Origin of the sequence: Enterovibrio litoreus, assembly GCF_045679545.1 — a bacterium.
Lineage (GTDB): Bacteria > Pseudomonadota > Gammaproteobacteria > Enterobacterales > Vibrionaceae > Enterovibrio.
This window is the reverse complement of sequence record NZ_CP166194.1, coordinates 2,677,570-2,701,726: the sequence shown is the minus strand read 5'-3', so window position 1 is coordinate 2,701,726 and position 24,157 is coordinate 2,677,570. Positions and strand designations below refer to the sequence as shown.

The following is a 24,157-nucleotide window of genomic DNA, read 5'->3' as shown; positions in this document are numbered from 1 at the left end:
GTGTGTCCTTACTTTCGATTATTCGCTAAAAATGGAGGTGTATTCGTCAGGCTTGAAGCCAAGGTAATAATTGCCATTGTGCGCGAGAAGCGGGCGTTTGATCATTGCTGGATGCATTAACATAAGCGCAACGGCATTGGTTTCATCTAGGTTGTTCTTCTGTTCTTCAGACAGGGCGCGGAATGTGGTACCACGTTTGTTTACCATCGCTTCCCAACCCAACACGTCGACAAACTGCTTTAGCATGTCTTGGTCGATGCCATCTTTACGGTAGTCGTGAAAGGTGAAAGGTTTTTCTTTCGCCTCGAGCCACTTCAACGCTTTCTTGATGGTGTCACAATTTTTTATCCCGTAAACCACAGTGGTCATTGACGGCTTCCTCTTACTTGTCGTCTTTTGGCGTAGATTGACATTCCAACGTTTTGAAAGCAAGGCACTCTCTGTTATCGACTCACAAAGTCACGCGTCATCAGCGTTATTTTATCAACAAAGCCACTCCATCGATAACGCTGAAATATCCAGTCTCGCTAAATTAGATTTGACTAATATAAATTACTTTAGTTAAATCTAATGTAATGACGTTTTGATCGAGTAAAGAAGCCATGGCACAAGAATTTTTAGATGAAGCAACGGAAGCGGCTAAGGTGCTGCGTATTTTGTCGCACCCTGAACGTTTGATGGTGCTTTGCCAATTGCGTGAAGGCGAACGCAATGTTTCAAATCTTTTGGAAAACAGTGCATTAAGTCAATCCGCCTTCTCACAACACTTGACGGTTTTACGTCAAGCTGGGCTGGTGGCGACACGTAAATCATCTCAATCGGTGTTCTATCGCATTGATGATCCAAGAGTAGAAAATCTGATCAATGCTATTCAAGTGGCATGGTGCGGAGATAAAGGGGTGGCATCACCGGGTGACGGTGCGTAAGTCGGGAAATTCGCTTCAGTTTCGAAGAACAACTGTTTAGGTCTGGAAATAGACCCGTTAGGGAGTGACGATGGCGACAGAAGATTCAAACGAAAAGCCAACGGATTGGGTAAGCCGATTTTTACTCAGTGGGTTTGCCCCTGTCCTGATGCTGGTGGCGTTGGTGGCAGGCGCGATTGCGTTAGTGTTGACCCCTAGAGAAGAAGACCCGCAAATTGTGGTGCCCATGGCTGATGTGATTATCTCTGCTCCTGGCCTTTCTCCGCGCCAAGTTGAGAATCAAATCACCGAGCCTGCGGAGCAATTACTCTCTCAAATTGATGGCGTGGAATACGTCTATTCCCAGTCAATGAAAGGCAAATCTGTGGTGATCGTTCGCTTTCATGTTGGCCAGAATCGCGAAGACAGTTTGGTGAAACTCTACACCAAGCTCAATGCTCACCAAGATATTCTGCCGACGTCCGTGCAAAGCTGGGTGGTCAAACCCGTTGAGATTGATCATGTTCCCATCGTGGTTGCGGCACTCTATTCCACCTCACCCGATCACTCAGACAGTCACGACTTGCGGCGAATTGCGGAAGAGATGACGCAATCGCTCAAAGCGATTGACCAGACGCATCAAGTGACCGTATCTGGCGGATTACCAAGAAAAATTCAAATCGCGTTTGACGCAACTGCGCTGGCGGCTTATCAAACCACCGTTGATGATATTGGTTGGGCATTATCCGTGTCCAACGTGCATGAACAAGCAGGTCGCATCAATACCAACGGTCAGGTATTTACCGTCGAAACAGGACAGTTTTTCCAATCACCTCGCGAGTTAGAAATGCTGGTCATTAATGTCGTGAACGGCAAGCCCGTCTATTTAAAAGACGTTGCGACGATAAGCGATGGCCCTGATGTGCCGGATAGCTACACCTTATTTTCGCCGGGTCTTGCCCATTCCAAAGCAACGGCTGGGCAAACGTGGCCTGCCGTTTACATTTCTGTCGCAAAGCGAAAAGGATCTAACGCTGTATGGGTCGCTGATGATGTGCTGGCAGCATTTGCTGAGATTGAGCAAAGCTGGCTACCTGATGGCGTGTATCTGGACGTTATCCGCAATTATGGTCAGACAGCAGATGATAAAGTGTCGAATCTGGTGTCGAGCTTAGGCTTAGCCATTCTCACCGTGGTGGTGTTTGTTGGCTTCTTCCTCAATTGGCGAGCCGCACTGGTTGTCGCGTTGGCAATTCCTGTCAGCTATGGTGCGACCTTGTTGCTTGATCTACTGTTCGGTTACACCATCAACCGCGTCACCCTGTTTGCGCTGATTTTGGCGTTAGGCCTGATTGTTGACGACCCGATTGCCTCGATTGATAACATCGACCGCTATTTACGGCAAAAAGGCTACTCGCGGGTAAAAGCGATCTCGCTGGCCATGGCGGAAATTCGCGGCGCGTTGTTGATGTCGACACTGGCGATAGTGATTGTCTTCCTGCCGATGTTCTTTATTACTGGCATGATGGGGCCATACATGGCACCGATGGCATTCAATGTGCCCGTGGCGGTTATCTTCTCGACCTTAGTGGCTTTTTTCGTCACACCTTGGTTAGCGTACAAGCTGCTCAATACGGCTGCTGACAGTGGACAGTATCAGCTGGAAACCACCTTGATGTATCGCGCCTATAAGCGAGTGCTGTCCTTCATTCTCTGTTCGCGCCGCCGACGTGTTTCCTTTCTTGCGTTTATCGCTGTTTTGTTTGGTATTGCATTGTCTTTGCCTGCGCTACGTATGGTGCCGTTAAAGCTGTTACCTCATGACAACAAAAATGAGTTTCAGGTGGTGATAGATTTGCCGCAAGGCAGTGCGTTGGAAAAAACAGCTTTAGTTAGCAGCGCAGTATCTGATTTTCTTTTGCATCAGCCGGAAGTGGTCTCTGTTTCTCACTTTGTTGGTTTGGCCTCTCCCATGGATTTCAACGGGATGGTGCGTCACTACTTTATGCGGGCGCAGCCTGAGCAAAGTGAATTGCGTGTAGTGCTGATGGACAAAACCCTGCGTCGTGAGCAGTCCAATGAAATGATCACTCGTTGGCGAGCGGATATAGAGGATATCGCTTCGCGTTATCACGCTGATATTCAGTTAGTCGAAGTGCCGCCGGGGCCGCCAGTTATCGCCACTTTGGTTGCTGAAGTGTATGGCGACGCTTTTACTCCTTACTCAGAATTAGAAACGGCAGCAGATACTGTTGCTGCGCGTATGCGACAAGAAGCCTTTGTGACTGAGGTGACGACATCGGCAACCGATGAGCATCAGGTTTGGCAGTTTATGGTCGACAGAGAAAAAGCCGCGCTGTCTGGGATTGCGTTAGATGACATTAACCGCACCATTGTTGCAGCGACCAAAGGCCTGCCTATCGGAGAGATGCAGCTGGCGGATGAAGTCTCGCCGCTGGTTATCGATATTCGATTGCCGGCAAGTCAAAGAGACAGCCTGAATGCCATTTTGTCGCTGTATGTGCGAGGAAAAGAGGGCGTTGCACAAATATTAACGGACACGGGGGCGGAATCGGCACCTAGACCTTTGGTTCAGCTCAGTGAGCTGGGCGAATTTAAGCAGACCGCTGTCGAGCACACCATTTATCACAAAAATCTCAAGCCCGTGGTGTACGTTTATGGGCAAACTGTTGGCCGAGTGCCCGCTGAAGCTATTGCTGACATTATGGCGGATTTTGGTGAGCCAGAAGGAGAGGCGCGTCCGCTCAACGAGCGACAGTACGTGGATAACGGTGCAGGTTTAGGGTGGGATCTACCGCCTTCCATTCATGTGAATTGGAGTGGAGAAGGGGAGTGGAAAATCACTCTCGATGTATTCCGTGATTTGGGCATCGCATTTGGTGTTGCTTTGCTCGGTGTGTATGCCGTGCTGGTGATTCAAACTGGTTTGCCTGCGGTGTCTGGCATCATCATGCTGGCGATTCCGCTGACCATGATTGGCATCATGCCGGGGTTCTGGTTGCTCAACGCGTTTGCTGAAGACATCAATGGCGTTCCCAACCCGGTGTTGTTCACCGCAACCGCCATGATAGGGATGATCGCGCTAGCAGGCATTGTGGTACGTAACGCGTTGGTGTTAATTGAATTTATTCATCAGGCGCTGGCTCAGGGCATCGCGCTAAAAGAAGCTTTGTATCAAGCCGGCGCGGTGCGAATGCGCCCCATTTTGCTGACGGCAGGTACCACGATGCTCGGGAACATTGTCATCACACTGGATCCGATTTTCAGCGGTTTAGCATGGGCGATCATCTTCGGTATTCTTGCCTCAACCGTGTTTACTTTGCTTGTAGTTCCTGTGGTGTATTACATGATAAGCAGCCCAACTTCGGATAAACCGACCAGCGAATCATCGGACCCCGAACAAACAGATAACTCAACGCAAACGTCTGACAATTCTAATGCGCTTCAAGGAGTTGAATCATGAAACATCGTGGAATAGCCATGCTGGCTTCACTCGTGGTGATGGCGCTGATTTTTGCCTACATGGCAGGCATGTTCACGTCTGAACCTTCATCAAAAATCGTTTTGAAGGAGCCTCAGGCGGACAGCGCTCAATATCGCGAAGTGAAGGCGATATCTATGCCGCAGTCGCGACAATTTAGCGGGACGATTCGAGCGCATCAATCGGCAGATTTGTCGGCACGTATCAATGCAAAGGTGGCAGATGTCTTGGTGGATACTGGCGACACTGTCCAAGCGGGAGATATATTGCTGCGTCTTGAAAGTGATGATTTAAGTGCCAGAGTGATTCAGCAGCAGCAAGCGTTGGCTTCCTCTCAAGCGCAGGTCAACGATGCGCGTATTAACTTTAATCGTGTACAAAAGCTGGTGGAGCGAGGCTTATTACCTGTCGCCGAGAGAGATACCGCACGTGCTCGCCTAGAAACGGCTGACGCTGATCTTGCTGGGCGAAAGGCATCCTTGTCAGAAGCGGAAGTGACCCGTGATTTTAGCGTGATCACAGCCCCCTTTGATGGCGTGATTAGTCGCCGAGAAGTCAATCAGGGAGATACCGCGACGGTCGGTGCTAATCTCATTTCTATCTATAACCCTAACTCTTTGCGATTAGAAGCCGCTATTAGTGAATCCGTTTTGCCAAGGCTTAATGATATCGAGGTATTTTCTGTTTCGCTCGATACCCAAGCAGAGGCGCTCAGCGCCCGAGCGCTGGAAGTTGAACCGGCCGCTGATGCCGCCTCACGCAGTTTTACGGTGAAGTTTGGTTTAGAAAGCCAAGCGGGCATTTATCCGGGCATGTTCGGCCGTGTTGCCATTCCGCTAGCACCTCTGCCCACATTGGCGGTGCCGAAGGATGCCGTGATTACTCGTGGTCAGCTTCGCTATGTTCATGTTAAGCAGTCAACACGAGATGACGAGACGCCAAAAAATGATATGAGGATTGTCCGTCTGGGTGAAACCTTCGAGGTGAATGGCCAACCCTGGGTGGCAATATCTGCTGGGCTTGATGACGGGGAGTGGGTCAGAGTTCCCTAAGTGACGAGTGTGCCCCTGTGAATGCGCATTCATATTGATCAAGCGCAATACGTCAATTGCATTTCATTGAATAATGGGGAAAGTCATATTAGGAGGTCTCAATGGAACTGAATCCGGTTTTTGCAAGAAGACTGTATCTCGCTTTCTTGGTAGAAGAAATGGAACGCCCGAACGTTCCGCGCTTAATTGAAGCGACAGGATGGCCACGTCGTACTATTCAAGACGTGATTAAATCGTTGGCGGGTCTAGGTATCGAATTAGCATTTATTCAAGATGGGCGTCGGCATAACGATGGCTATTATCGCCTAACCGATTGGGGCCCCTTCAAACGTGAGTGGGTCGAGGAGCGCAAAAGAGACATCGTTTGTACTCTAGAAGGCTAAAAGAAAAAACGCAGTTAATCCACTGCGTTTTTTGTGTCGTTAACCTAGATTGCGGTTGTCAGATCGAGGCGCGATCATGTCCATTTACTTGATGAATCCTTGTTCTTGCAGCAAGGTACGCAGCGCTTCCGCTCGCTTGCGGTTAACGCCGAAGTCGGAATAACCCACGCGAGATTCCGAGCGAACGATCAGGTTTTCACCATCGACTCTGAACTCAACATCGTCGACAAAGCGCATAATGCTGCTGACAAATTCTATGCGTGCATAGCCGGGTTCTTGTGCGCCTACTCGTGCGCCTGGCATGGTCAGAACGGCGTCAACCAAACGCGGCATAGAAACATCTTCTGAGACCAGCTCAAACGGTGCGACATTGTATTCCTCACGCGGATCAATGCTCGATACACAGTTTGGTCTATCACCACATGGCATTCTTGATTTGTCACTCACGGTTCCATCTCCTTGTGCGCACCCTTGCAATACCAGCAAAGCTGCGCCACTTAACAGTGCGATAAGTGGTTTTTTCATTGTTCCCTCCCCAATTTTTATCGAGTTATTAATAGGTAGGCAGCAAATCCCACCCAGCTTAGCGCCAGTAGTACCCATGGTAGACCATTGCGACCTGACATAGACTCGGGCGCTGACGCCTCTGTCACATCGATGTCATCATGGCTCTGGGTTTCCTTTTGTCGCAGTTGTTTTTTTCTGTCTTTGTCGCGCTCACGGGCTTTCACCTTTTGCTGCTTTTTATACAGCGCAATGCCTTTTTCTATACCCTGAGCCACTAGCTTGGTCTGCTCTTTGGTTTGGTTTGACTTCTGAGTGGCTTTGGCGATTTGCATCGCTTCACGCTGAGTTTCCAGTGAGGGTGTTGGATTCGTCATGTCTTATCATTCTTTCGCTATCAAGGCGTTTGATGCAACTATATCATTGCAAGTCAGTATATCGCTGATAACAAAGGGTCATGAAACCTAAAAGCGGTAAACATGTCAAAGTTCCAGTAATCAGTATTAGGGAGAGAATAAAATGATCTTAACCACGACACCAACAGTACAAGGACGAGACATCACTCACTACCACGGCGTTGTTGTCGGTGAGGCAATACTCGGGGCCAATATCTTCAAGGATATCTTTGCCAGTATCCGAGACATTGTGGGTGGCCGTTCGGCAGCGTATGAGCGCGAACTGGCGAAAGCCCGAGAAATTGCGTTTGAAGAGTTACGTGAGCGAGCTGTGGAAGCGGGTGGTAATGCTGTTGTCGGAATCGACCTTGACTATGAAGTTGTGGGTCCAAATGGCGGTATGCTGATGGTGAGCGTGAGTGGCACCGCGGTAACACTAGGGTAAACGGACGAGCGGCTAAGTGTGAACCCACTTGAATCCCGCCACGAAATTTACTGCGTTACTCCGCAATTATTGGTGCTTGGGCTTTGCGCCAGCGCTGAATACTGAGACATTCTGGCTGTGGTTTGATCGAATATGAACATCGTTTTATTACTCATAAGCCTTGTTGATTGATATCAGCCCCCGTTAGAAATAGATATAGATGATTACGCACTTGTACCAATCACCAGATTATTTCGATAAACATGGTAATGCAAAGCCAAACCTCCTTTTCTGGTTAAGCTGTGTTTTTTTAGCAAGAGCTTGGCTGGTGTTTGTCATCGCGGGTGTGAGCAGAGAGCAGGGACAAGATCTATTGACCTTGTTTTACCCAAGTCATGAAGCCCTTTATATCGGCTTAGGTGTAGGGTTTCCCGCCGTGATATTGATGCTGCTGGCAGGTAACCTTCATCGGTACCCGGCGTTTTTAGACCGGATATGGTATTGGGGTAAACCCATTTTAATCACGGCGTTTTGTGCTGACTTGATACTGCAAATCAAGCATTTGATGATGTTGCACTGGCGTTTCCATTGGAGCAGTGCCGTGACCTTACTGATTGCGCTTTGGCTGGTTATTTATCTGTTTAAAAGCCGCCGCACTCAGTTTTTATTTAAAGCGCCAATATTAAGAGAAGAAAAATGAACGAGTGGAAGAAAGGGCTTGTCCTGTTTAGCGCCATGCTAAGTCCATTGGCGATGGCGGACTGGCAAGTTGATGTGAATTTTGAAATGGATCGCGCAGGCAAACAGCACCGCGCCCAGACCTCGGTGTCACTCATTCCCGGTGAAGAGACCGTTATATTTGATAACGACACCTCGGGCCGATCTCTTGTCGGCACCGCTCAATTATTAGAGGTGACGGCAGATGAAGTGAAGATATCCTTGATCGTTCAAGAGCAATGTCCTGATGGCGAATGGCGAACCATTATGGCGCCGACCATATGTGCAGGGCTAAATACACCGGCGTCGGTCAATTTAACCAACGAATTTTTGGACGAATTTGCATCACTTCAGGTGGAAATCACGTCGGTTTAATCATCTCTTGGATATCTTTACAGATCTGAGACAAAGTCTGAGTACAATATTGGCATTATGCTTAGACTTTTCTTTCTATCAGACATAACAAGCTGACTGATCTGTATTTATCTGGAGGTAACAATGGCGGTTTCACAGCCAGCAATCGTGGCCGATGCTGGGCCGTTTGCAATTTACACTGTGTTGAAAGTCACAGGCTTAACATCAGCGGTACTGAACAAATGTCGCGTAATCCACTCGCTGGTTGACGAGATTAACGCCAACCAGCCCGGTGCTAACTTGAAAGCTGCATTGTCGTTTACGGCGGCTTTTTGCCAAGAAAATGGTATTGCCACTCCAGAAAATTTCGTTGATTTTCGTGCTCTAGGTCAGGGTGATACTCAAGCGCCTGCGACTGATTGTGACATTCTGCTGCACGCGCACTCAACTCGCCATGATTTGAATTTCTTCCTACTGCGTAAATTTCTTTCTGACATCTCGTCTGACGTGAGCGTTGTGGACGAAACCTACGGCTATCGTTATCTCGATTCGCGTGACATGACTGGGTTCATAGATGGCACTGAAAACCCTGACGGTGATGACGCACGTCGTGATGTGGCGATTATTGCTGACGGTGAGTGTGCTGGTGGCAGTGTAGTGATGATGCAACGTTATGTGCATGATTTGAATGCATGGGAGCCGATGTCTGTTGCTAAGCAAGAGAAAATCATTGGCCGCACCAAACCCGATTCGATTGAGCTGGAAGATGTGCCTGCAACATCACACGTTGGTCGTGTTGACATTAAAGAAGATGGCAAAGGGCTAAAAATGGTGCGACACAGCCTGCCGTATGGCTCAGTGTCGGGTGATCACGGCTTACTGTTCCTTGCGTATTGCCATACTCAGCATGTCCACAAAACAATGCTAGAAAGCATGTTCGGTGAGCGCGATGGAAAAACCGACATGATGCTGCGTTTCACTACGCCTGTGACCGGGGCATATTTCTACGCGCCATCAATGGATGCAGTGGAAAATATCATTTAGTTCAATGATTTAAATTTATCGGTTTACATTTTGAAATTGGAAAGCACCGCCAGTCGGTGCTTTTTTGTTTGCAAGAATGTGATGGCGGTAATATTCAGAAGTGACTAATTTTGACCGATCTTTCGGTTTTGAATTTTGCCCATCTTCTTCCTTTCAAACTCGCTCGACGGCTCGGTTTTTCTGTGTTTTTCTCTCCGACAGATGATACAAATTGACCGGAGTCGCTGAATGCGCGTGTTGTCCAATAACGCTAGCAATACCAATCAAAAAGAACCCTACGCACTCTCTATTTTTGCAATAGGAGAGATGCCATGTCGCAAATAACACTCGATGGTGAATGGACGCTTTCATCGCTGTCAGACCTTTCCATTTCAGTGCCTATTAAGATGCCGGGCGATGTACATAGCGCCTTATTAGAGGCAGGCGTGATCCCCGATCCTTATCTCGGTTGCAATGAGAGCGACATACAATGGGTTGGCGAGCACGAATGGCTGCTTGAAAAGCAGTTTGAAGCCGAAAGTGCACTTCTTGAGTCGAAAGAAGTCGATTTGATCCTCAACATGGTCGATACCGTGGCAACCATCACCCTTAACGATGAAGTGGTGATGCTTTGTAGCAATATGTTCCGAAATTATCGCTGCAATGTACGCCCATTTTTGAACACCGGTATCAACACACTTCGTATTACGCTAAAACGCGCCGACCTAGAAGCCAAAGCCAGAGCCGAGCGCTTGCCGTTTCCAGTACCATGGGCTGAAGGCAACAACCAAGTCCCGCACATGAATACGCTGCGAAAAACGCAATGCCACAGCGGATGGGATTGGGGGATTTGCCTCATGGCAAGCGGGGTGTATGAGAGCATTCGCTTACAGCCCATCTCTAATGTGCGCTTAAACAGCGTGAGAACCTCACAGCAATGGCACAGTGACGGAAGCTGCGAAGTGATTGTTACGCTCGCCTCACAGCGATTGACGCCTGATTCGGATGCTATCGCTGAGTGTGTGCTGGAAACACCGAGCGGTGAGCGGATCAGTCACGCGATGGCACTTGATAGCGACAAGCTTGAATGCCGCTTTATGATTACACAACCTTATCGCTGGTGGCCCGCAGGTTACGGTGAGCAACCGCTGTATTCACTCACAGTAGCCGTCGACGGACAGCGTGTTGAAAAGCGACTTGGTTTGAGGGAGTTACACCTCGATACGCAAGAAGATAATGCCGGCTCAGCGATGACATTTGTTGTTAATGGCAAACCTATTATGGCAAAGGGCGCAAACTGGATACCGCTTGATGCTATGCCTGGCAAACAAACACCGGAGCGCTACCGCCAATTGCTGGAAGATGCGAAAGCCGCGAACATGAACATGATCCGTGTCTGGGGCGGAGGTATGTATGAACGTGATGTGTTCTATCGCCTCTGTGATGAACTCGGCTTACTGGTATGGCAAGATTTGATGTTCGCTTGCGCGCTATATCCGTCAACGCCAGCGTTTCTAAAAGACGTTTCACAGGAAGTACAAGAGCAAGTCAGGCGTCTCAGCGATCACCCCTCGTTGGCATTATGGTGTGGTGACAATGAAGTCATCGGTGCGATTGGCTGGTATCCCGAATCTCGTGAGAATCGAGAAAAATACGTGGTGAATTATGATCGTTTAAACCGCGTATTGCAGGAAGTGGTAGAGCGAGAAGATCCAACGCGTCGTTTTTGGGCGAGCTCACCGTGTAATGGTGAACTCGACTTTGGCGACGCATGGCATGACGATAACAAAGGCGACATGCATTTTTGGGATGTTTGGCATTCCGGTAAGTCGTTTGATGCTTACCAAAAAGTGAAACCGCGTTTTTGCAGTGAGTTTGGTTACCAGTCCTGGCCGTCACTACCTACGGTAAAGACCTTTGCGGCGGAAGAAGAGTGGAACGTCACCTCCCCAACCTTTGAACAGCACCAAAAAAACGGGCGAGGAAACAGCATCATCACCGAGATGTTTACCCGCTATTTCCGATTCCCGAAAGACTTCGCGCAAATGCTGTATCTCAGTCAAGTTCAACAGGCACTGGCAATCAAAACTGCCAGTGAATATTGGCGTGCAAACAAACCTTTGTGCCGCGGCATATTGTACTGGCAACTCAATGATTGCTGGCCGGTGAGCTCATGGTCGAGTATTGAATACAATGGTCGATGGAAGCAACTTCACTACCATGCGAAACGCTTTTTCGCACCGCAGCTTGCAGTGTTTGTTGAAGAAGAGAATACGTTAAGCTTACGTTTCATTAATGATGAACACAGACGCGTAGCGGCTACAGGGCAAGTTACATGGTATGACTGGCATGGCGAAGTGATTGATACTTGGCCATTTGAGACCAAACTGTCAGAAGATGATAATCAACTGGTTTGGCATTGTGATCTGGATATTATCAATGAGCGCAAGCATCAGGGTTTTTTCCACGTTGTGATGGATTGTGAGGGGAAAACCGCAACCAATGTTTGGTTTGATGATGCGTACAAACGTCTACCATTGCGCAAGTCAGATATCTGTACAGAAGTGAAAACGCATGCCGATGGACGAGTTTTCGTGACTTTGTCGAGCAGTGTACCAGCATTCTTTGTGCATCCAGAGTTTAGCGGGGAAGGGCGGTTTAGCGATGCCAGTTTTACCTTAATGCCTTGTTCTCCGGTCACTGTCGAATACATTGGCAATGCCACAGCTGATCAGCTAGAAGCGGGGTTGACGGTATATCAATTGGCGGGAACCTATTGATAGAAAAAGGCAGAATGTAACAGAAATAAAAAAGCGCAGCCCAAGGGCTGCGCTTTTTCTTACACACAAAGAATTACTTCTTAATGCGCAGTACTGGTGTTTGACCAACAACAACAGAACCAGACAGCTTGTTCAGCTCTTTGATTTCGTCCATGTTAGAAATAACAACAGGTGTCAGAGTCGATTTCGCTTTTTCTTCTAGCATAGCCAGATCGAATTCGATGATCGTGTCACCCGCTTTAACTTCTTGGCCTTCTTCAGCGATACGCTTGAAGCCTTCACCTTTCAGCTCAACCGTGTCGATACCGAAGTGAACGAACATCTCGATGCCGTCTTCAGATTCGATAGAGAAAGCGTGGTTGGTTTCGAAAATCTTACCAATGGTACCGTTAACTGGTGCAACCATTTTGTCGCCAGTTGGTTTGATTGCGATACCGTCACCAACGATTTTCTCAGCGAAAACAACATCTGGCACATCTTCGATGTTTACGATTTCACCAGAAAGTGGTGCGATGATTTCAATGACACCAGCATCGCTGCTGTCGTCAGAAACCAGCTTCTTCAGTTTGTCAAACAGACCCATAGTGTATGCTCCTAAGCGTTATCAATACTTTGCTGCCGTATTCTAGCAGACAGTTTTCTCAGCAATGAATTTATCTACATGCGCAGTGATTTCATCTGCGGTAGGCATCGCCAGTGCTTCTTCTGCCATCGCTTTAACATCAGCAAAGTTAGCATTGCGGATAATTTTCTTGATGCGTGGAATGGAAATACCACTCATGCTGAATTCATCCAGACCCATACCCATTAGCAGTAGCGTTGCACGCTCGTCACCTGCAAGCTCACCACACATGCCAGTCCATTTGCCTTCTTTGTGAGAAGCGTCAATAACTTGCTTGATAACGGTTAGCACTGCTGGAGACAGTGGGTTGTATAGGTGCGAGATCATCTCATTACCACGGTCAACCGCAAGAGTATACTGGGTTAAGTCGTTTGTACCAATGCTAAAGAATTCGACTTCTTTTGCTAGGTGGTGAGCAATCGCGGCCGCTGCAGGCGTTTCAACCATTACACCGATTTCGATGTTTTCGTCAAATGCTAGGCCTTCAGCACGTAGTTCTGTTTTGTATTCCTCGATGGCTTTTTTCAGCTCACGGATTTCTTCGACGGAGATGATCATAGGGAACATCACACGAAGTTTACCGTGGGCAGAAGCACGCAAAATTGCACGCAGTTGATCGCGTAAAATATCACGACGGTCAAGGCTGATGCGAATTGCACGCCAACCCAGGAATGGGTTCATTTCTTTTGGCAGATCCATGTATGGCAGATCTTTGTCACCACCAATATCCATAGTACGGATAATGACAGGGTGACCTTGCATTGCCAATGCAACGTCTTTGTACGCTTTGTACTGCTCTTCTTCAGTAGGCAGTGCGTCACGATCCATGAACAGGAATTCAGTACGGTATAGACCAACACCTTCACCGCCGTTGCGGTTGATGCCGTCACAGTCTTTAACGGTGCCGATGTTGCCGCAAACTTCTACCTGATGGCCATCAAGAGTAATTGCTGGCAAATCTTTCAGTTTTGCCAGTTCTTCTTTCTCTGCGATGAATTCATCACGGATCGCTTTGAATTTGTTCAGCTCTGCTTCGCTAGGGTTGATGACAATTTTGTTGTTGATTGCATCAAGTACCAGCATGTCGCCATTGTTCACACGCTTGGTGATGTCGTTGGTGCCAACGATCGCAGGCAGTTCCAAAGAACGCGCCATGATAGAAGTGTGTGAAGTACGGCCGCCGATGTCGGTAATGAAACCTAGAACGTAGTCGAGATTGATTTGCGCAGTTTCAGAAGGAGTTAGGTCGTTAGCAACCAGAATCACTTCTTCATTGATAGCGCTCAAAGACACGATGGTGATACCGAGTGCGTTCTTGATGAAACGTGAGCCAATGTCACGGACGTCAGTAGCACGTTCTTTTAGGTATTCGTCATCCAGAGACTCAAGCGTCGTTGCTTGTTCTTCGATGACGCTGTAGATCGCGTATTCAACAGATGCGTTGTTGTCTTTAATGAAAGCTATGATTTCTTCTTCTAGCTCTTCATCTTCAAGCAGCATGATGTGACCTTCAAAGATTGCTTCTTTCTCTTCACCGAAAGTTGCAAGAGCTTTTTCTTTAATCACTTCGAGTTGCTGTTTGGTTTTTTCGCGCGCTTCGAATAGGCGCTCAACTTGCGCATCTAGCTGGTTAGCTGGAAGCGGATTTTTATTGATGACGATGTCATCTTCTTGAAGTAGCAGCGCTTTGCCAAAAGCAATACCAGGAGATGCCAGGATACCTGAAATCATAGCCTTACCCTACATTTGATCAATGGAAACAACTAATGGATAGAAAAAAAGCTGGATTATTCCAGCTCGTCCATCAGCTTAACTAGGTGATCAACTGCTTCTTGAGCTTGTGCACCTTCAGCTTTGATAGTAACCACAGTACCCTTGGTCAGGCCTAGAGTTTGCAGTTTGAACAGGCTAGTCGCGCTAGCTTCTTTACCACCAGATTCCACAGTGATTTTTGCTTCAAAGCTTTTTGCTTCTTTAACAAACTGAGCAGCAGGACGAGTGTGCAGACCGTTTTCAGCAGTGATTTCTACTTGCTTTTGATACATGTTTTACCCCGATACATTATTTATTTAGGTTTATGTATTAAATCTGTGGATAGCTTAAACTGAATGACCAGTTTTGGCTATCGATGGACGTTAAACTAACCAAGATTTGAGTGCCCTAGCTTAATCCAAGTCAAGTTTTTGTGACATTTTTCCCCAAATCAACACCTGGCTCATCATCGAGGCGAGGATTAATTTCGAGCTGGAAAATAAAGGGCGGGGAATTTTTACTAGAGCAGGCTATAAAAATCAAATAAAAAAGCCCTAGTAGGGCTTTTTTGTTGTCATTTATACTATTGTATTTAGGTTGAGAACCCTTGTTATTGCTGGTTTTCAAGCTCGGTAAAGATGCCCGCGAATAGCGCGGTACTTAGGTAGCGCTCACCAGAACTAGGCAGAATAGCTACGATAGTTTTGTCTGCAAACTCAGGCAATTCTGCGATTTTATTGGCAGCAACAACAGCAGCACCAGATGAAATGCCTGCCAGAATCCCTTCTTCTTCCATCAAGCGACGCGCCATAGAAATCGCTTCATCGGATGTCACCAATACCGTTTTATCAACGAGCGACAAATCCAAGTTGCCAGGAACAAAACCTGCGCCGATCCCTTGAATCTTGTGCGGAGCGGGTTGTACGTCGTCACCGTTAACGGTTTGAGTAATGACCGGTGATTCTGCTGGCTCAACGGCAACGGTAGTAATCGCTTTGCCTTTGGTGTTCTTGATGTAACGGCTAACACCCGTTAGTGTGCCGCCCGTGCCTACACCTGCCACAAACACATCGATTTCGCCATCAGTATCTTCCCAGATTTCTGGACCTGTGGTTTTCTCGTGGATCTCTGGGTTTGCTGGGTTATTAAACTGTTGTAGCAACAGATACTTGCTTGGGTCAGATGCTACGATTTCTTCTGCTTTTGCGATTGCTCCTTTCATGCCTTTAGCGGCTTCAGTCAGAACAAGGTTTGCACCCAGCGCTTTTAGCAGTTTACGGCGCTCAAGGCTCATTGATTCTGGCATGGTCAGGGTTAGCTTGTAACCGCGTGCTGCAGCAACATATGCCAGCGCGATGCCTGTGTTACCACTGGTTGGCTCAACCAGTTCGATGCCAGGTTTTAATTTGCCGGTTTTCTCTGCATCCCAAATCATATTGGCACCGATACGGCATTTCACGCTGAAGCTTGGGTTACGTGCTTCAATTTTAACCAACACTTTTCCGTTTGATACGCGGTTTAGGCGTACCAGTGGTGTGTTGCCAATGGTGGTTGTATTGTCTTCGTAAATCTTACCCATCTTCTTCGTTCCTTCGGTTTGTAAGGGAGTACGACTAAGAGAATAACTTTCTTTTAAAATTTGCAAAGGAATCGTTAGTTATATCTTATTGTTATCGATTCGGTTTCAGATGAAGCGCGCAATTTTTGACAAATAAGGAGTGAAAATACGTTGTTGTGCCCTTCAAAAGCACAACAACGAGGGGTCCAAATAGAGGGGAGGCGAGAGGTTAGTAACGCGCTAAGTGATCACGGTATTTGTCTACCCACATAGCGGTGGCACCACAGACGGCTGCGGGCATCACAAACAGATTCAGGATGGGCGTCATGGTAAATACCATCACTAGTGCGCCAAAGCTCATTGTTGCGCCTTTTTGTTCGCGCAATGTGGCCTTCATGTTGTGGAAAGAAACACGATGGTTATCAAATGGGTAGTCACAATACTGTATGCCCATCATCCATGCGCTGAACAAAAACCACAGCACAGGGCCAAGTGTTTGGCCGATGACAGGGATCCACATCAGTAATAGTAGACCGAGTGCTTTTGGCTGGTAGTACCAAAGTTTCTGCCATTCGCGTTTAAATACGCGAGGGAGATCTTTGATGATATCGGCTATGCCGTCATCGGGTGGGCGTTTTCCGGTCAGCTTCGCTTCTAAGTGCTCTGCTAGCAGGCCATTAAATGGTGCGGCGATCCAATTGGCGACGGTACTAAAGAAATAGGAGCAGATGACAAGGACCGCGACGGCCAGCAGCGGCCACAGCAAATAAGATAGCCAGTTCAACATTTCTGGTAGGTAGGACAGCCACCCGTTAATCCAGTCACTTAGTTGTGAGAGAACAACGCCAATCAACGCCCCCATTAAGAGCAGATTAACCATTAATGGAATAATGACGAATCGGCGAATGCCTGGTGTAAATGCTAATGAAAATCCGCGTAGGAAATAGCTCGCGCCAGAGGCGGGTTGCCGAGTCAATTGGGTCGGTGTCATGGTCTCTCCTCAATATTACTCCCGCAATGTTAACGGTTTCATACCAAGATTGGCAATTTGCAGTTCAAAGGAATTTTTAGGTGAGCGCAATGTCAAAAGCTCGATAGAACAGTGACTTTTTCAGTGTTCTCACGGTATGGACGTTAACTTTCATACGCTTTTTGGTACAGTAGTCAGCAAAATGTATGTGCGACATTGCCAAAGGTTGTACCAAGGTGTTTAGATAGGTACGCCGTTCGTCGTTAATTGGATAGATGCTGAGATTAAATGATGCAGGAATTGCGCCTTGTTTTAATCATTTTGGGAGCTGTGGCTATTGCAGCATTGTTGTTGCATGGCCTGTGGACCAGTAGAAAAGAGAAACCTGCCAAATTTGGTGAAAAACCCATTGGTAAGTTAACGGAACCTGATAACGCTGGTTTTGATCAGGATGGTATTGGTTCAGTCCGTGTTATTAAGGCGGGCAATGACGACAAACCAAAGGCTGATCGTAAAGAGCCGGGTTTGAGCTTTGGTGATAAGCCAGATGTTGACCCTTTGTTTGCCAGTCAGTCAGAGGTGAGTGCTAAAGCAGGGAAGGAGCATGATCTCGATTTGCCTGCGTTCTCTGCGTCAGACGCTGATGATACAGCTTCTATGGCGGCAGACATTGCTGAGCCTGTGAAAAAATCATCACCAGTCGATTTTTATCAATCAGACGCTGACGATGAATCACCTCATTCAAGTTATGAGAGTGAGCCATTAAGTGCTGATGCTGTTTCAAATCAAGAGCCGGAAACTCTGGTTGAGGACGTGATTGAAACGGCCAAAGATGCACAAGTCGATTCAGAAATAGATGTAGAACCCATCGATGAACCGCCAGAAGCACCTCAACAGCAGGTGTTGATCCTAAATGTTCAGGCTGGAATCAACCAAGAGTTTAATGGTGAAGAACTGATTAACTGCCTAGAGCAGCATGGAATGATTTTTGGTGAGATGGAAATCTATCATCGTCATGCGGATTTGGCTGGAACGGGCCAAGTGCTGTTCAGTGCTGCGAACATGTTCAACCCTGGCAGTTTCCCTCTGGCAACGATCCACCAATTTACGACGCCGGGCATCACGCTGTTCATGACATTGCCGTGTTATGGCGAAGCAGAGCAGAACTTTAAGCTGATGCTGCAAACTGCTCAGCAGGTGGCGGATCAGCTTGGCGGCCTCGTGACGGATGATAAGCGCTCGATGATGACGCCTCAGCGTTTAGACAGTTACCGAGACAAGATTAAGCAGTTTCACGCTCACGCGTAAATAAAATAGACGTCTGTTTTTAAAAAACAAAACGCCCCAATGTGAACTGGGGCGTTTTTTTCTACAGTATTTTTCTGTTTAGATTACTTCACTGCACCCCAAGGGCCACCGTTGGATGGTAAGTCACCTTTCGTCCACCACTTGGCTTTATAGCTTTTACCGTTAAACGTCACGATATCGCCGCCCGAATAAGCGAGGCTTTTACTCCAGTTTTGGCTTGCACCGCTTTCTGCAGTCCATGCCGCTGATGTGCCTGGCTCTTCGCCTTTATTCCACCATTGTGCCGTGTAGGTGACACCTAGGTGCAAGACGCTATCTCCTGCTACATATGTCTTGACTGGTTGCCAGTCGCTTTCCGCAATAGGGCCTGAGCCTTTTACGTTAATCGTGATAACAGCTTGTGAGGTAGCCGTTCCGTCTGAAACGGTCACCGTGATTTGCTCCGTAACATCGGTTGTGGTTTTGGGGGCGAGATAGGCAATGGTTGCTGTATTTCCATTGGTTGTGAGCGTGCCTGCGCTAGCCGTGAAAGAGAGCGCGTCGTTTTCGGTATCAGCGGCAGATACCGCAATGCTGACTCGCTGTTCACTGTCAACATTGACTGCGCTCGGTACGTTGAGGGTAGGTGCAGTGTTGGCAGTTGGTCTTTTCACTTCAAGTTGGAAGCTCGCGTTTTTGTCTTTTACGTAAACCAAGTTTCCGTAAAGATCTGCGCTATCCCATGTGACTGTCCCGTCTTCGGCTTGCTTACCAATTTGTGCGGTGGTGGATGTCGTATTAACTGATTCAGCTATTTGTGCAGCCCAAACAGACTCGGCAGCATTGCTCGCGTTGATAGCGAGTTTTTCAAATACCGTCTCTGAGCCATTGCCGTCAAACACACGGAACCAAACCGTATCTCCTGCCAAGGCGTCGTCTGTCGATTTTACGAAGCTGCCAATGCTGGACCACGTTGGTGCAATGACGTCACCACCAAAGCTAATGTCGCTGCAGTTGTAGAAACCTTCACCTGCTGCATCATCGCGTTGCCAGCGTGAATACAATACGGCGTTGCCTGAACGATCTGTCGGCAGGGTGATTTGCATCTGGTAGTATTTTTTATCGTTAATGACGACGACGGGAACATTGTCGAATTCCGCAATTAACTCTAAATCTGACCATGCCAAAGTGGTTGCTGCTGGGTTATAGCCTGCATTAGACAGATAGATTTTCCAAAAGCTAGGGTTATGCGGTGTCGAGGCACGGTAAAGCAGAGTGAGCTTGCCATTCGCAGCAGGATCGATTGGGGTGGTTTGCCATTCAGATGACGGAATGTCGAGACCGGCTTTTTTAGCGTCAGCTGCTGCACACAATGTACCATCAGGAATAGCGGCTTCTACTGCACCTTGGCTGTTGAAATTGGAAACCAGTTTGGCAAATTCAGGCTTTTGAACAAACGGATACCAGCCTGATTCCTGAAACGCAGCGCGACACGCGGCATTGGGAATCGTGGAGCCGCTTGTTGAATCCCAATAGCCCCCATCGCGGTCACACACTTCTTGGCGTGCTGGTGGATAATCCATGTAACCATGTGCGGAGGCCATCTGCGGCACCATCACTGATGATACTGCAGTCGCCACTGCAGCAAAGGGTAATACTCGAGTTCGTGACATCTTCTTTCCTCTTGTTGTTGGTTGTTTTTTCTATTTTTTATTTGTGCACTAGAGGTTTTGTCATTTTTTTGGCGCTGTTCAATTTGTGTGTTGCACAAATTGATGGTCACTCGAAAAAGAAAATGCAGATTTTCAACGGGGTGAAAAAACGCGAACCGATCAGGAAGCCAAATCACTAAATGGCAAAGATGGACAAAGAGAACGAAAGCGCAGATATGCGATTGTAAAAATGAAGTGTTTAACGATAACGAAGGGATGCCTGCTATCCCTTCGTTATCGTTGCTTTTTAGTGTCAGAAAATGAGGGGCTTACATATCAAGGTGATTTTTGATCGTTCAAGAGCGATGGCAGGTAGCACCGAACGTTAGGGCAACCAAAGGCGAGCCAATAAACCTGGCGGGGTTGTAATTCCCGTTGTAATAGCGGTGATTTCACCCTCTTTCACAATGACAATCGTCGGTGTTGAACGGATCCCCCATGTATTGCCTAAACGACCTTGCTCGTCATTCACCGTCTCAAAGGAGATATCGTGACTGCGCAAGTAACCCGCAACACGGTCTCGATTGCCTGATGTCATCGCAATTGAAACGACTTTGTAAGAGCCCGAGAGCCAATCAACGGTTGGCGTAACAAACTTGCAGGCAGGGCACCATGTTGCCCAAAAGTACAGCACCACAGGTTCATTTTTGCTGGCAGTAGCCAGATCAATGGTGTCACCGGATAGGGTTGTCAGGATGGTTTGAGGAACATTGCCGTTTGGCATATCTCGGCTTTGCCACCAATCTAAAGCCAATGTGATCACGCTGAACAGCACGACGATCGTGGCGATCTCTTTTAGCCACCAAACCGGGTTGCGCCACTTACTTCGGGTCGTGCTGATTGGATCCGGTGTTTGGGGATCGTCTGGTAACGGTGATTGAGAAGGGTCATTCATGTGTCTTTCCTTTCGCCACGTCAATCGCACGTAAAACCGCGTCGCTAGATAAAATCACGGGGAGGGGGATCCCTTGTGGAGCGCCCGGCCCATAAACAATGTTAAACGGCACGCCAAATCGCCCATGTTTTTGCAAGTATTGTGTGACGGATGAACTGGCAACAGTCCAATTACCTTGCATTGCAATGACGCTATCGCTGCCCAAGGTGCTATAGACCGGCTCTTGGAGCAGAACGCCAATTTTGTTGGCTTGGCAGGAAATGCACCAATCTGCCGTGACATCGACAAAAACCGTTCTTCCTTGAGCAACTTCTTTGGAGATTCGAGGCTCTGATAATCTTTCCCATGCGATATCAGCAGGCAGTGGTGTTGCCCAGCGTGATGCCGTCAAACTGGCTGCTACTAAGGCTATTGCAGTGAAAATGATCCCAACGGCAATCATAATAGCGACGACTTTTCTGCCGTAAACGGATGACGTTCGTCGCAGTAACACTATGCCACTTACCAAGGCTAGCAAGATCACCCAGCCTGTCGATACATGGTTTGTTAGTAGCGTTAAAAGCCATACGGTGGTTGCGAGCATCATGAAGCCAAGGACAACCTTAACCACTTTCATCCAGTGACCAGGCTGGGGTAAGCGTTGGGCAACAGAAGGGAATGTGGCAACAAGCAGCCAAGGTAATGACATACCAATAGCCAATGCCGTGAAAATAACAAAGAGCATAAAGGTATTGGTGGTCAGCGCAAAAGCCACCGCTGTGCCTAAGAATGGCGCTGAGCAGGGCGTTGCTAATAGGGTGGCAAACATTCCTTGAGTGAAGTGACCCACATAAGAATTGTCGCCTTTGCTTGCCATCCATGTGCTTACGTTTGATGGTAAATGGATTTCAAATAGACCCAACATGTTGGCGGCAAACAACGCCGTGATCGTCACCATCAAGCCAAGAAAAAGGGGGCTTTGGAATTGAACTCCCCAGCCAAAAGCATGCCCAGTCAGTTTCAACACACTAAGAAATGCGGCGATCACCCAAAAGGAAAACAAAATACCCAACGCAGAAGCAATAAACTGCCGTCTGATCTGTGTTTTTTCTAATCCTTGCGCAGTAACAACGCCGCTGAGTTTTATGCCCAATACAGGTAAGACGCAAGGCATGATGTTAAGGATTAGTCCACCGAGAAGCGCGAAAAATATCGCAGAGAAAAACGTCAATCTAGTCGCCGTTTTGACAACGCCATGGGTTGCGGTGCTGCTTTGTTCTGCGAGGAAGTTTTCGTCAATAAAAGTGACATTGAGCGCTGTATTGCCGAGTTCAGGTTTGCTTATCCAGCTGTTGGCATCAAATGTCGCCCGAAGTGTGTTGCCGCTGACCACGACGTAAGGGACAGAGAAAAACACATCGACAACAGCTTGTGACTCACCATCAATCAACACATCTGGCGATGTCCAACCCATTACATTTTGCGCGACGACTTCTAATTGCTGCGCCTCTTTATCCCATGTGGTTGAAAGGTGGGAAATCAAAGGTGATGTCTGTGGCACTTGGCTCATGCCTTGAGCATGACGATGTAGGGCTTCAGGATCTATTTCTAGTTCGTTGGGGTTGAAGGTCAGCTCTGCTGGGTAATCAGTCAGCACGCATATCGTTGTGCAAGATGAAAGGGTAAACGTGCCCTTGAAAAGCGTGGTTTGGTTGAAATCCTCAAGGGTAAAAGTCAGTGGTATCACCACATTATGTTTGTAGCCCAGCGTATCAATGCCTAATAAATCAAAACGCTCCGGTGCAGGCCAATGCCATTCAATGTTTTTGATGTTTGTTGACACTTGCCAATTGAGGCTTGGTGCAACACCGCCCTCACCGGGCGTTCGCCAATATGTTTTCCAATCGCCCTCAAGCTGAATTTCCAAGAAACCGTCAACTGTTTTTGAAGTGGGATTGGCAGCGCCAGTTATCACCACACGAGATTTCAATGGGGGATGATTAGTGTCAGTGAGCCAGGCCGTTGATGGGCTTTCTGATCTGGCGGGCATGGCAAGGAGCAGTGCCAGACAAAGGCTGCTAATGAGCATGAATGAAAGTCGGGTGATGATTGTTGCTGCTTGCATTAGCGATTCCTTGAAAATAAAACTAATCATCAACACGGTTGGTTAGAAGACGTTGTTTGATGTGTTTACCAACGAAAGACGAAGGGCACGAAGAAAATGTCAAAGGTGAGTGCCCACTACGGTACATGTTTCGGTTGCTCGACGAAAAGCTGAATGTAACGTATCAAGAAGTCAGTTCGAAAGGAGAAGTGTGGTTTGGTTCATCTTATTTTGTAAATATATCTAAATAGATGAACGCCAAGCGTGGCAGATAGCGGTGAGTGATAAGAATCAGGCCCGAAAGACGGGCCTGAATTTTCAGCGGGATTTGCGACGTCTATCTATGGCGCATCAGAGATGACAGCAGGCATGTAGTGCTGGGGGTTGAGCTTGGTTATTTCGGGAATGATGGTGGCAACGGTCATGGTTGACCATGTACCAGCAACAATGCCGATGAACATGGTGATGGAGAAACCATAGAGAGGCTCGCCACCCAGTAGCCAAAGAGAGCCGACCGAAATTAAAGTCGTTCCTGAAGTGATTAAGGTTCGCGACAGAGTGGATACGATCGCGCGGTTGTTAAGCTCAGCAATGGGCAGAGTCACATTGGCTTTTAGCAGTTCGCGTATTCTGTCCGAAATAATGATGGAGTCATTGAGCGAATAACCTAGAACCGCCAGCAATGCGGCAAGTACGGTGAGGTTGAACTCCATGCCTGTGATGGAGAAGAAGCCCAGCAGTAAAACCACATCGTGGACGAGAGCTAACAGTGCCCCAGATGCCAATCGCCATTCAAAGCGCATGCTCAAGTAACCGAGGATCACGAGTAACGTAATCAGAACGGCCAGCCCACCTTGTTCTGCCAGTTCTTGTCCAACTTGCGGGCCAACCAAACTCACATTAATCATTTCTACATGATTTGAAAAACCCGTGAGTAGGGTTTTGATTTCAGGTTGATCGCTCAGCGTTTCCGGTGCGGCGTAGCGCAGTACCCACTCACCGGGTTCACCTGCAGCAACCACAGAAACAGGTTGCTTCAGTGCCGCTTCAAGTTTGGATTGAATCTCTGTTGCAGTAAGTGATTGGTCAATTTTCACTTCACTTATCATACCGCCGGTGAAATCCAGCCCGAAATTAAGTCCTTTAGTTGACAGAAAGAAAATCGAAACCAGCATCAATACACAAGAAAGTATGCTGCCTGCATGGCGCCATTGGGTCATGTTTTTCATAATAGTCATG

Annotated in this window: 22 protein-coding genes; 10 read left to right on the top strand and 12 right to left on the bottom strand. The window is 47.8% G+C overall.

Going from position 1 to position 24,157, the window contains the following annotated elements; translation table 11 throughout:
- Nucleotides 1-18 precede the first annotated feature (18 nt).
- Nucleotides 19-369 carry an ArsC family reductase gene (locus AB8599_RS11890; RefSeq protein ID WP_407331135.1) on the bottom strand — a complete coding sequence of 117 codons (351 nt, stop codon included), beginning with the start codon at nt 367-369 and terminating at the stop codon, nt 19-21.
- Between the two features lie 233 nt (nt 370-602).
- Here AB8599_RS11890 and AB8599_RS11885 point away from each other — a divergent pair, with 233 nt between their 5' ends.
- The 4 genes from AB8599_RS11885 (at nt 603) to AB8599_RS11870 (ending at nt 5,842) form a co-directional block, all read left to right on the top strand.
- Nucleotides 603-926: an ArsR/SmtB family transcription factor gene (locus tag AB8599_RS11885; RefSeq protein ID WP_407331134.1), complete on the top strand. Its 324-nt coding sequence runs from the start codon at nt 603-605 to the stop codon at nt 924-926.
- A gap of 70 nt (nt 927-996) precedes the next feature.
- A complete protein-coding gene (locus AB8599_RS11880) occupies nt 997-4,389 on the top strand; it encodes an efflux RND transporter permease subunit (protein ID WP_407331133.1) in 3,393 nt (1,130 codons plus the stop codon).
- Nucleotides 4,386-5,459 carry an efflux RND transporter periplasmic adaptor subunit gene (locus tag AB8599_RS11875; protein WP_407331132.1) on the top strand — a complete coding sequence of 358 codons (1,074 nt, stop codon included), beginning with the start codon at nt 4,386-4,388 and terminating at the stop codon, nt 5,457-5,459. The genes AB8599_RS11880 and AB8599_RS11875 overlap by 4 nt, the downstream gene beginning before the upstream one ends.
- Nucleotides 5,460-5,560: 101 nt before the next feature.
- Nucleotides 5,561-5,842, top strand: a complete 282-nt coding sequence (locus AB8599_RS11870) for a helix-turn-helix domain-containing protein (protein ID WP_028024704.1) — start codon at nt 5,561-5,563, stop codon at nt 5,840-5,842.
- Between the two features lie 84 nt (nt 5,843-5,926).
- On the opposite strand, the gene AB8599_RS11865 is transcribed toward AB8599_RS11870, so the two are convergent.
- Nucleotides 5,927-6,367 carry a DUF1499 domain-containing protein gene (locus AB8599_RS11865; protein ID WP_407331131.1) on the bottom strand — a complete coding sequence of 147 codons (441 nt, stop codon included), beginning with the start codon at nt 6,365-6,367 and terminating at the stop codon, nt 5,927-5,929.
- Between the two features lie 17 nt (nt 6,368-6,384).
- Entirely contained in the window at nt 6,385-6,723 is a 339-nt protein-coding gene (locus tag AB8599_RS11860; RefSeq protein WP_407331130.1) for a DUF2956 domain-containing protein, read from the bottom strand.
- 142 nt (nt 6,724-6,865) lie between these two features.
- Here AB8599_RS11860 and AB8599_RS11855 point away from each other — a divergent pair, with 142 nt between their 5' ends.
- The 5 genes from AB8599_RS11855 to AB8599_RS11835 all read left to right on the top strand — a co-directional run bounded on the left by AB8599_RS11855 (nt 6,866) and on the right by AB8599_RS11835 (nt 12,039).
- Nucleotides 6,866-7,186 carry a heavy metal-binding domain-containing protein gene (locus tag AB8599_RS11855; protein ID WP_274163469.1) on the top strand — a complete coding sequence of 107 codons (321 nt, stop codon included), beginning with the start codon at nt 6,866-6,868 and terminating at the stop codon, nt 7,184-7,186.
- A gap of 199 nt (nt 7,187-7,385) precedes the next feature.
- Complete coding sequence (locus AB8599_RS11850) at nt 7,386-7,865, top strand: DUF2919 domain-containing protein (protein ID WP_407331129.1); 480 nt, start codon at nt 7,386-7,388, stop codon at nt 7,863-7,865.
- Nucleotides 7,862-8,257 carry a hypothetical protein gene (locus AB8599_RS11845; RefSeq protein WP_407331128.1) on the top strand — a complete coding sequence of 132 codons (396 nt, stop codon included), beginning with the start codon at nt 7,862-7,864 and terminating at the stop codon, nt 8,255-8,257. Before AB8599_RS11850 ends, AB8599_RS11845 begins: the two co-directional genes overlap by 4 nt.
- Nucleotides 8,258-8,380: 123 nt before the next feature.
- Complete coding sequence (locus AB8599_RS11840) at nt 8,381-9,280, top strand: Dyp-type peroxidase (protein ID WP_407331127.1); 900 nt, start codon at nt 8,381-8,383, stop codon at nt 9,278-9,280.
- Nucleotides 9,281-9,591: 311 nt separating this feature from the next.
- Nucleotides 9,592-12,039 (top strand): glycosyl hydrolase 2 galactose-binding domain-containing protein, encoded by a 2,448-nt coding sequence (locus AB8599_RS11835; protein ID WP_407331126.1) that lies wholly within the window; start codon nt 9,592-9,594, stop codon nt 12,037-12,039.
- Between the two features lie 73 nt (nt 12,040-12,112).
- On the opposite strand, the gene crr is transcribed toward AB8599_RS11835, so the two are convergent.
- The 5 genes from crr to cysZ all read right to left on the bottom strand — a co-directional run bounded on the left by crr (nt 12,113) and on the right by cysZ (nt 16,962).
- Nucleotides 12,113-12,622 (bottom strand): PTS glucose transporter subunit IIA, encoded by a 510-nt coding sequence (crr, locus tag AB8599_RS11830; RefSeq protein ID WP_016960077.1) that lies wholly within the window; start codon nt 12,620-12,622, stop codon nt 12,113-12,115.
- Between the two features lie 42 nt (nt 12,623-12,664).
- Entirely contained in the window at nt 12,665-14,392 is a 1,728-nt protein-coding gene (gene ptsI, locus AB8599_RS11825; RefSeq protein WP_407331125.1) for a phosphoenolpyruvate-protein phosphotransferase PtsI, read from the bottom strand.
- Between the two features lie 56 nt (nt 14,393-14,448).
- Nucleotides 14,449-14,706, bottom strand: a complete 258-nt coding sequence (locus tag AB8599_RS11820) for an HPr family phosphocarrier protein (protein ID WP_274163451.1) — start codon at nt 14,704-14,706, stop codon at nt 14,449-14,451.
- 317 nt (nt 14,707-15,023) lie between these two features.
- The gene (cysK, locus tag AB8599_RS11815) at nt 15,024-15,992 is read right to left on the bottom strand and encodes a cysteine synthase A (protein WP_407331124.1); all 969 of its coding nucleotides are present in this window, start codon (nt 15,990-15,992) and stop codon (nt 15,024-15,026) included.
- 208 nt (nt 15,993-16,200) lie between these two features.
- Nucleotides 16,201-16,962 (bottom strand): sulfate transporter CysZ, encoded by a 762-nt coding sequence (gene cysZ / locus AB8599_RS11810; RefSeq protein ID WP_407331122.1) that lies wholly within the window; start codon nt 16,960-16,962, stop codon nt 16,201-16,203.
- Between the two features lie 267 nt (nt 16,963-17,229).
- On the opposite strand from cysZ, the gene zipA reads away from it, so the two are divergent.
- Nucleotides 17,230-18,249 carry a cell division protein ZipA gene (gene zipA / locus AB8599_RS11805; protein ID WP_407331120.1) on the top strand — a complete coding sequence of 340 codons (1,020 nt, stop codon included), beginning with the start codon at nt 17,230-17,232 and terminating at the stop codon, nt 18,247-18,249.
- An 83-nt stretch (nt 18,250-18,332) separates the two neighbouring features.
- On the opposite strand, the gene AB8599_RS11800 is transcribed toward zipA, so the two are convergent.
- The 4 genes from AB8599_RS11800 to secF all read right to left on the bottom strand — a co-directional run bounded on the left by AB8599_RS11800 (nt 18,333) and on the right by secF (nt 24,156).
- Nucleotides 18,333-19,901 (bottom strand): lytic polysaccharide monooxygenase, encoded by a 1,569-nt coding sequence (locus AB8599_RS11800; protein WP_407331118.1) that lies wholly within the window; start codon nt 19,899-19,901, stop codon nt 18,333-18,335.
- A 364-nt stretch (nt 19,902-20,265) separates the two neighbouring features.
- Nucleotides 20,266-20,835, bottom strand: a complete 570-nt coding sequence (locus AB8599_RS11795) for a protein disulfide oxidoreductase (protein ID WP_407331117.1) — start codon at nt 20,833-20,835, stop codon at nt 20,266-20,268.
- Nucleotides 20,828-22,939 carry a protein-disulfide reductase DsbD family protein gene (locus AB8599_RS11790; protein WP_407331116.1) on the bottom strand — a complete coding sequence of 704 codons (2,112 nt, stop codon included), beginning with the start codon at nt 22,937-22,939 and terminating at the stop codon, nt 20,828-20,830. The genes AB8599_RS11795 and AB8599_RS11790 overlap by 8 nt, the downstream gene beginning before the upstream one ends.
- 320 nt (nt 22,940-23,259) lie before the next feature.
- The gene (gene secF / locus AB8599_RS11785; protein ID WP_407331115.1) at nt 23,260-24,156 is read right to left on the bottom strand and encodes a protein translocase subunit SecF; all 897 of its coding nucleotides are present in this window, start codon (nt 24,154-24,156) and stop codon (nt 23,260-23,262) included.
- Nucleotide 24,157: the final 1 nt, after the last annotated feature.

What these genes read in the sequence shown, in the direction of transcription:
- AB8599_RS11890 (WP_407331135.1), bottom strand. Translation starts at nt 369, where the DNA reads ATGACCACTGTGGTTTACGGGATAAAAAATTGTGACACCATCAAGAAA.
- AB8599_RS11885 (WP_407331134.1), top strand. Translation starts at nt 603, where the DNA reads ATGGCACAAGAATTTTTAGATGAAGCAACGGAAGCGGCTAAGGTGCTG.
- AB8599_RS11880 (WP_407331133.1), top strand. Translation starts at nt 997, where the DNA reads ATGGCGACAGAAGATTCAAACGAAAAGCCAACGGATTGGGTAAGCCGA.
- AB8599_RS11875 (WP_407331132.1), top strand. Translation starts at nt 4,386, where the DNA reads ATGAAACATCGTGGAATAGCCATGCTGGCTTCACTCGTGGTGATGGCG.
- AB8599_RS11870 (WP_028024704.1), top strand. Translation starts at nt 5,561, where the DNA reads ATGGAACTGAATCCGGTTTTTGCAAGAAGACTGTATCTCGCTTTCTTG.
- AB8599_RS11865 (WP_407331131.1), bottom strand. Translation starts at nt 6,367, where the DNA reads ATGAAAAAACCACTTATCGCACTGTTAAGTGGCGCAGCTTTGCTGGTA.
- AB8599_RS11860 (WP_407331130.1), bottom strand. Translation starts at nt 6,723, where the DNA reads ATGACGAATCCAACACCCTCACTGGAAACTCAGCGTGAAGCGATGCAA.
- AB8599_RS11855 (WP_274163469.1), top strand. Translation starts at nt 6,866, where the DNA reads ATGATCTTAACCACGACACCAACAGTACAAGGACGAGACATCACTCAC.
- AB8599_RS11850 (WP_407331129.1), top strand. Translation starts at nt 7,386, where the DNA reads ATGATTACGCACTTGTACCAATCACCAGATTATTTCGATAAACATGGT.
- AB8599_RS11845 (WP_407331128.1), top strand. Translation starts at nt 7,862, where the DNA reads ATGAACGAGTGGAAGAAAGGGCTTGTCCTGTTTAGCGCCATGCTAAGT.
- AB8599_RS11840 (WP_407331127.1), top strand. Translation starts at nt 8,381, where the DNA reads ATGGCGGTTTCACAGCCAGCAATCGTGGCCGATGCTGGGCCGTTTGCA.
- AB8599_RS11835 (WP_407331126.1), top strand. Translation starts at nt 9,592, where the DNA reads ATGTCGCAAATAACACTCGATGGTGAATGGACGCTTTCATCGCTGTCA.
- crr (WP_016960077.1), bottom strand. Translation starts at nt 12,622, where the DNA reads ATGGGTCTGTTTGACAAACTGAAGAAGCTGGTTTCTGACGACAGCAGC.
- ptsI (WP_407331125.1), bottom strand. Translation starts at nt 14,392, where the DNA reads ATGATTTCAGGTATCCTGGCATCTCCTGGTATTGCTTTTGGCAAAGCG.
- AB8599_RS11820 (WP_274163451.1), bottom strand. Translation starts at nt 14,706, where the DNA reads ATGTATCAAAAGCAAGTAGAAATCACTGCTGAAAACGGTCTGCACACT.
- cysK (WP_407331124.1), bottom strand. Translation starts at nt 15,992, where the DNA reads ATGGGTAAGATTTACGAAGACAATACAACCACCATTGGCAACACACCA.
- cysZ (WP_407331122.1), bottom strand. Translation starts at nt 16,962, where the DNA reads ATGACACCGACCCAATTGACTCGGCAACCCGCCTCTGGCGCGAGCTAT.
- zipA (WP_407331120.1), top strand. Translation starts at nt 17,230, where the DNA reads ATGATGCAGGAATTGCGCCTTGTTTTAATCATTTTGGGAGCTGTGGCT.
- AB8599_RS11800 (WP_407331118.1), bottom strand. Translation starts at nt 19,901, where the DNA reads ATGTCACGAACTCGAGTATTACCCTTTGCTGCAGTGGCGACTGCAGTA.
- AB8599_RS11795 (WP_407331117.1), bottom strand. Translation starts at nt 20,835, where the DNA reads ATGAATGACCCTTCTCAATCACCGTTACCAGACGATCCCCAAACACCG.
- AB8599_RS11790 (WP_407331116.1), bottom strand. Translation starts at nt 22,939, where the DNA reads ATGCAAGCAGCAACAATCATCACCCGACTTTCATTCATGCTCATTAGC.
- secF (WP_407331115.1), bottom strand. Translation starts at nt 24,156, where the DNA reads ATGACTATTATGAAAAACATGACCCAATGGCGCCATGCAGGCAGCATA.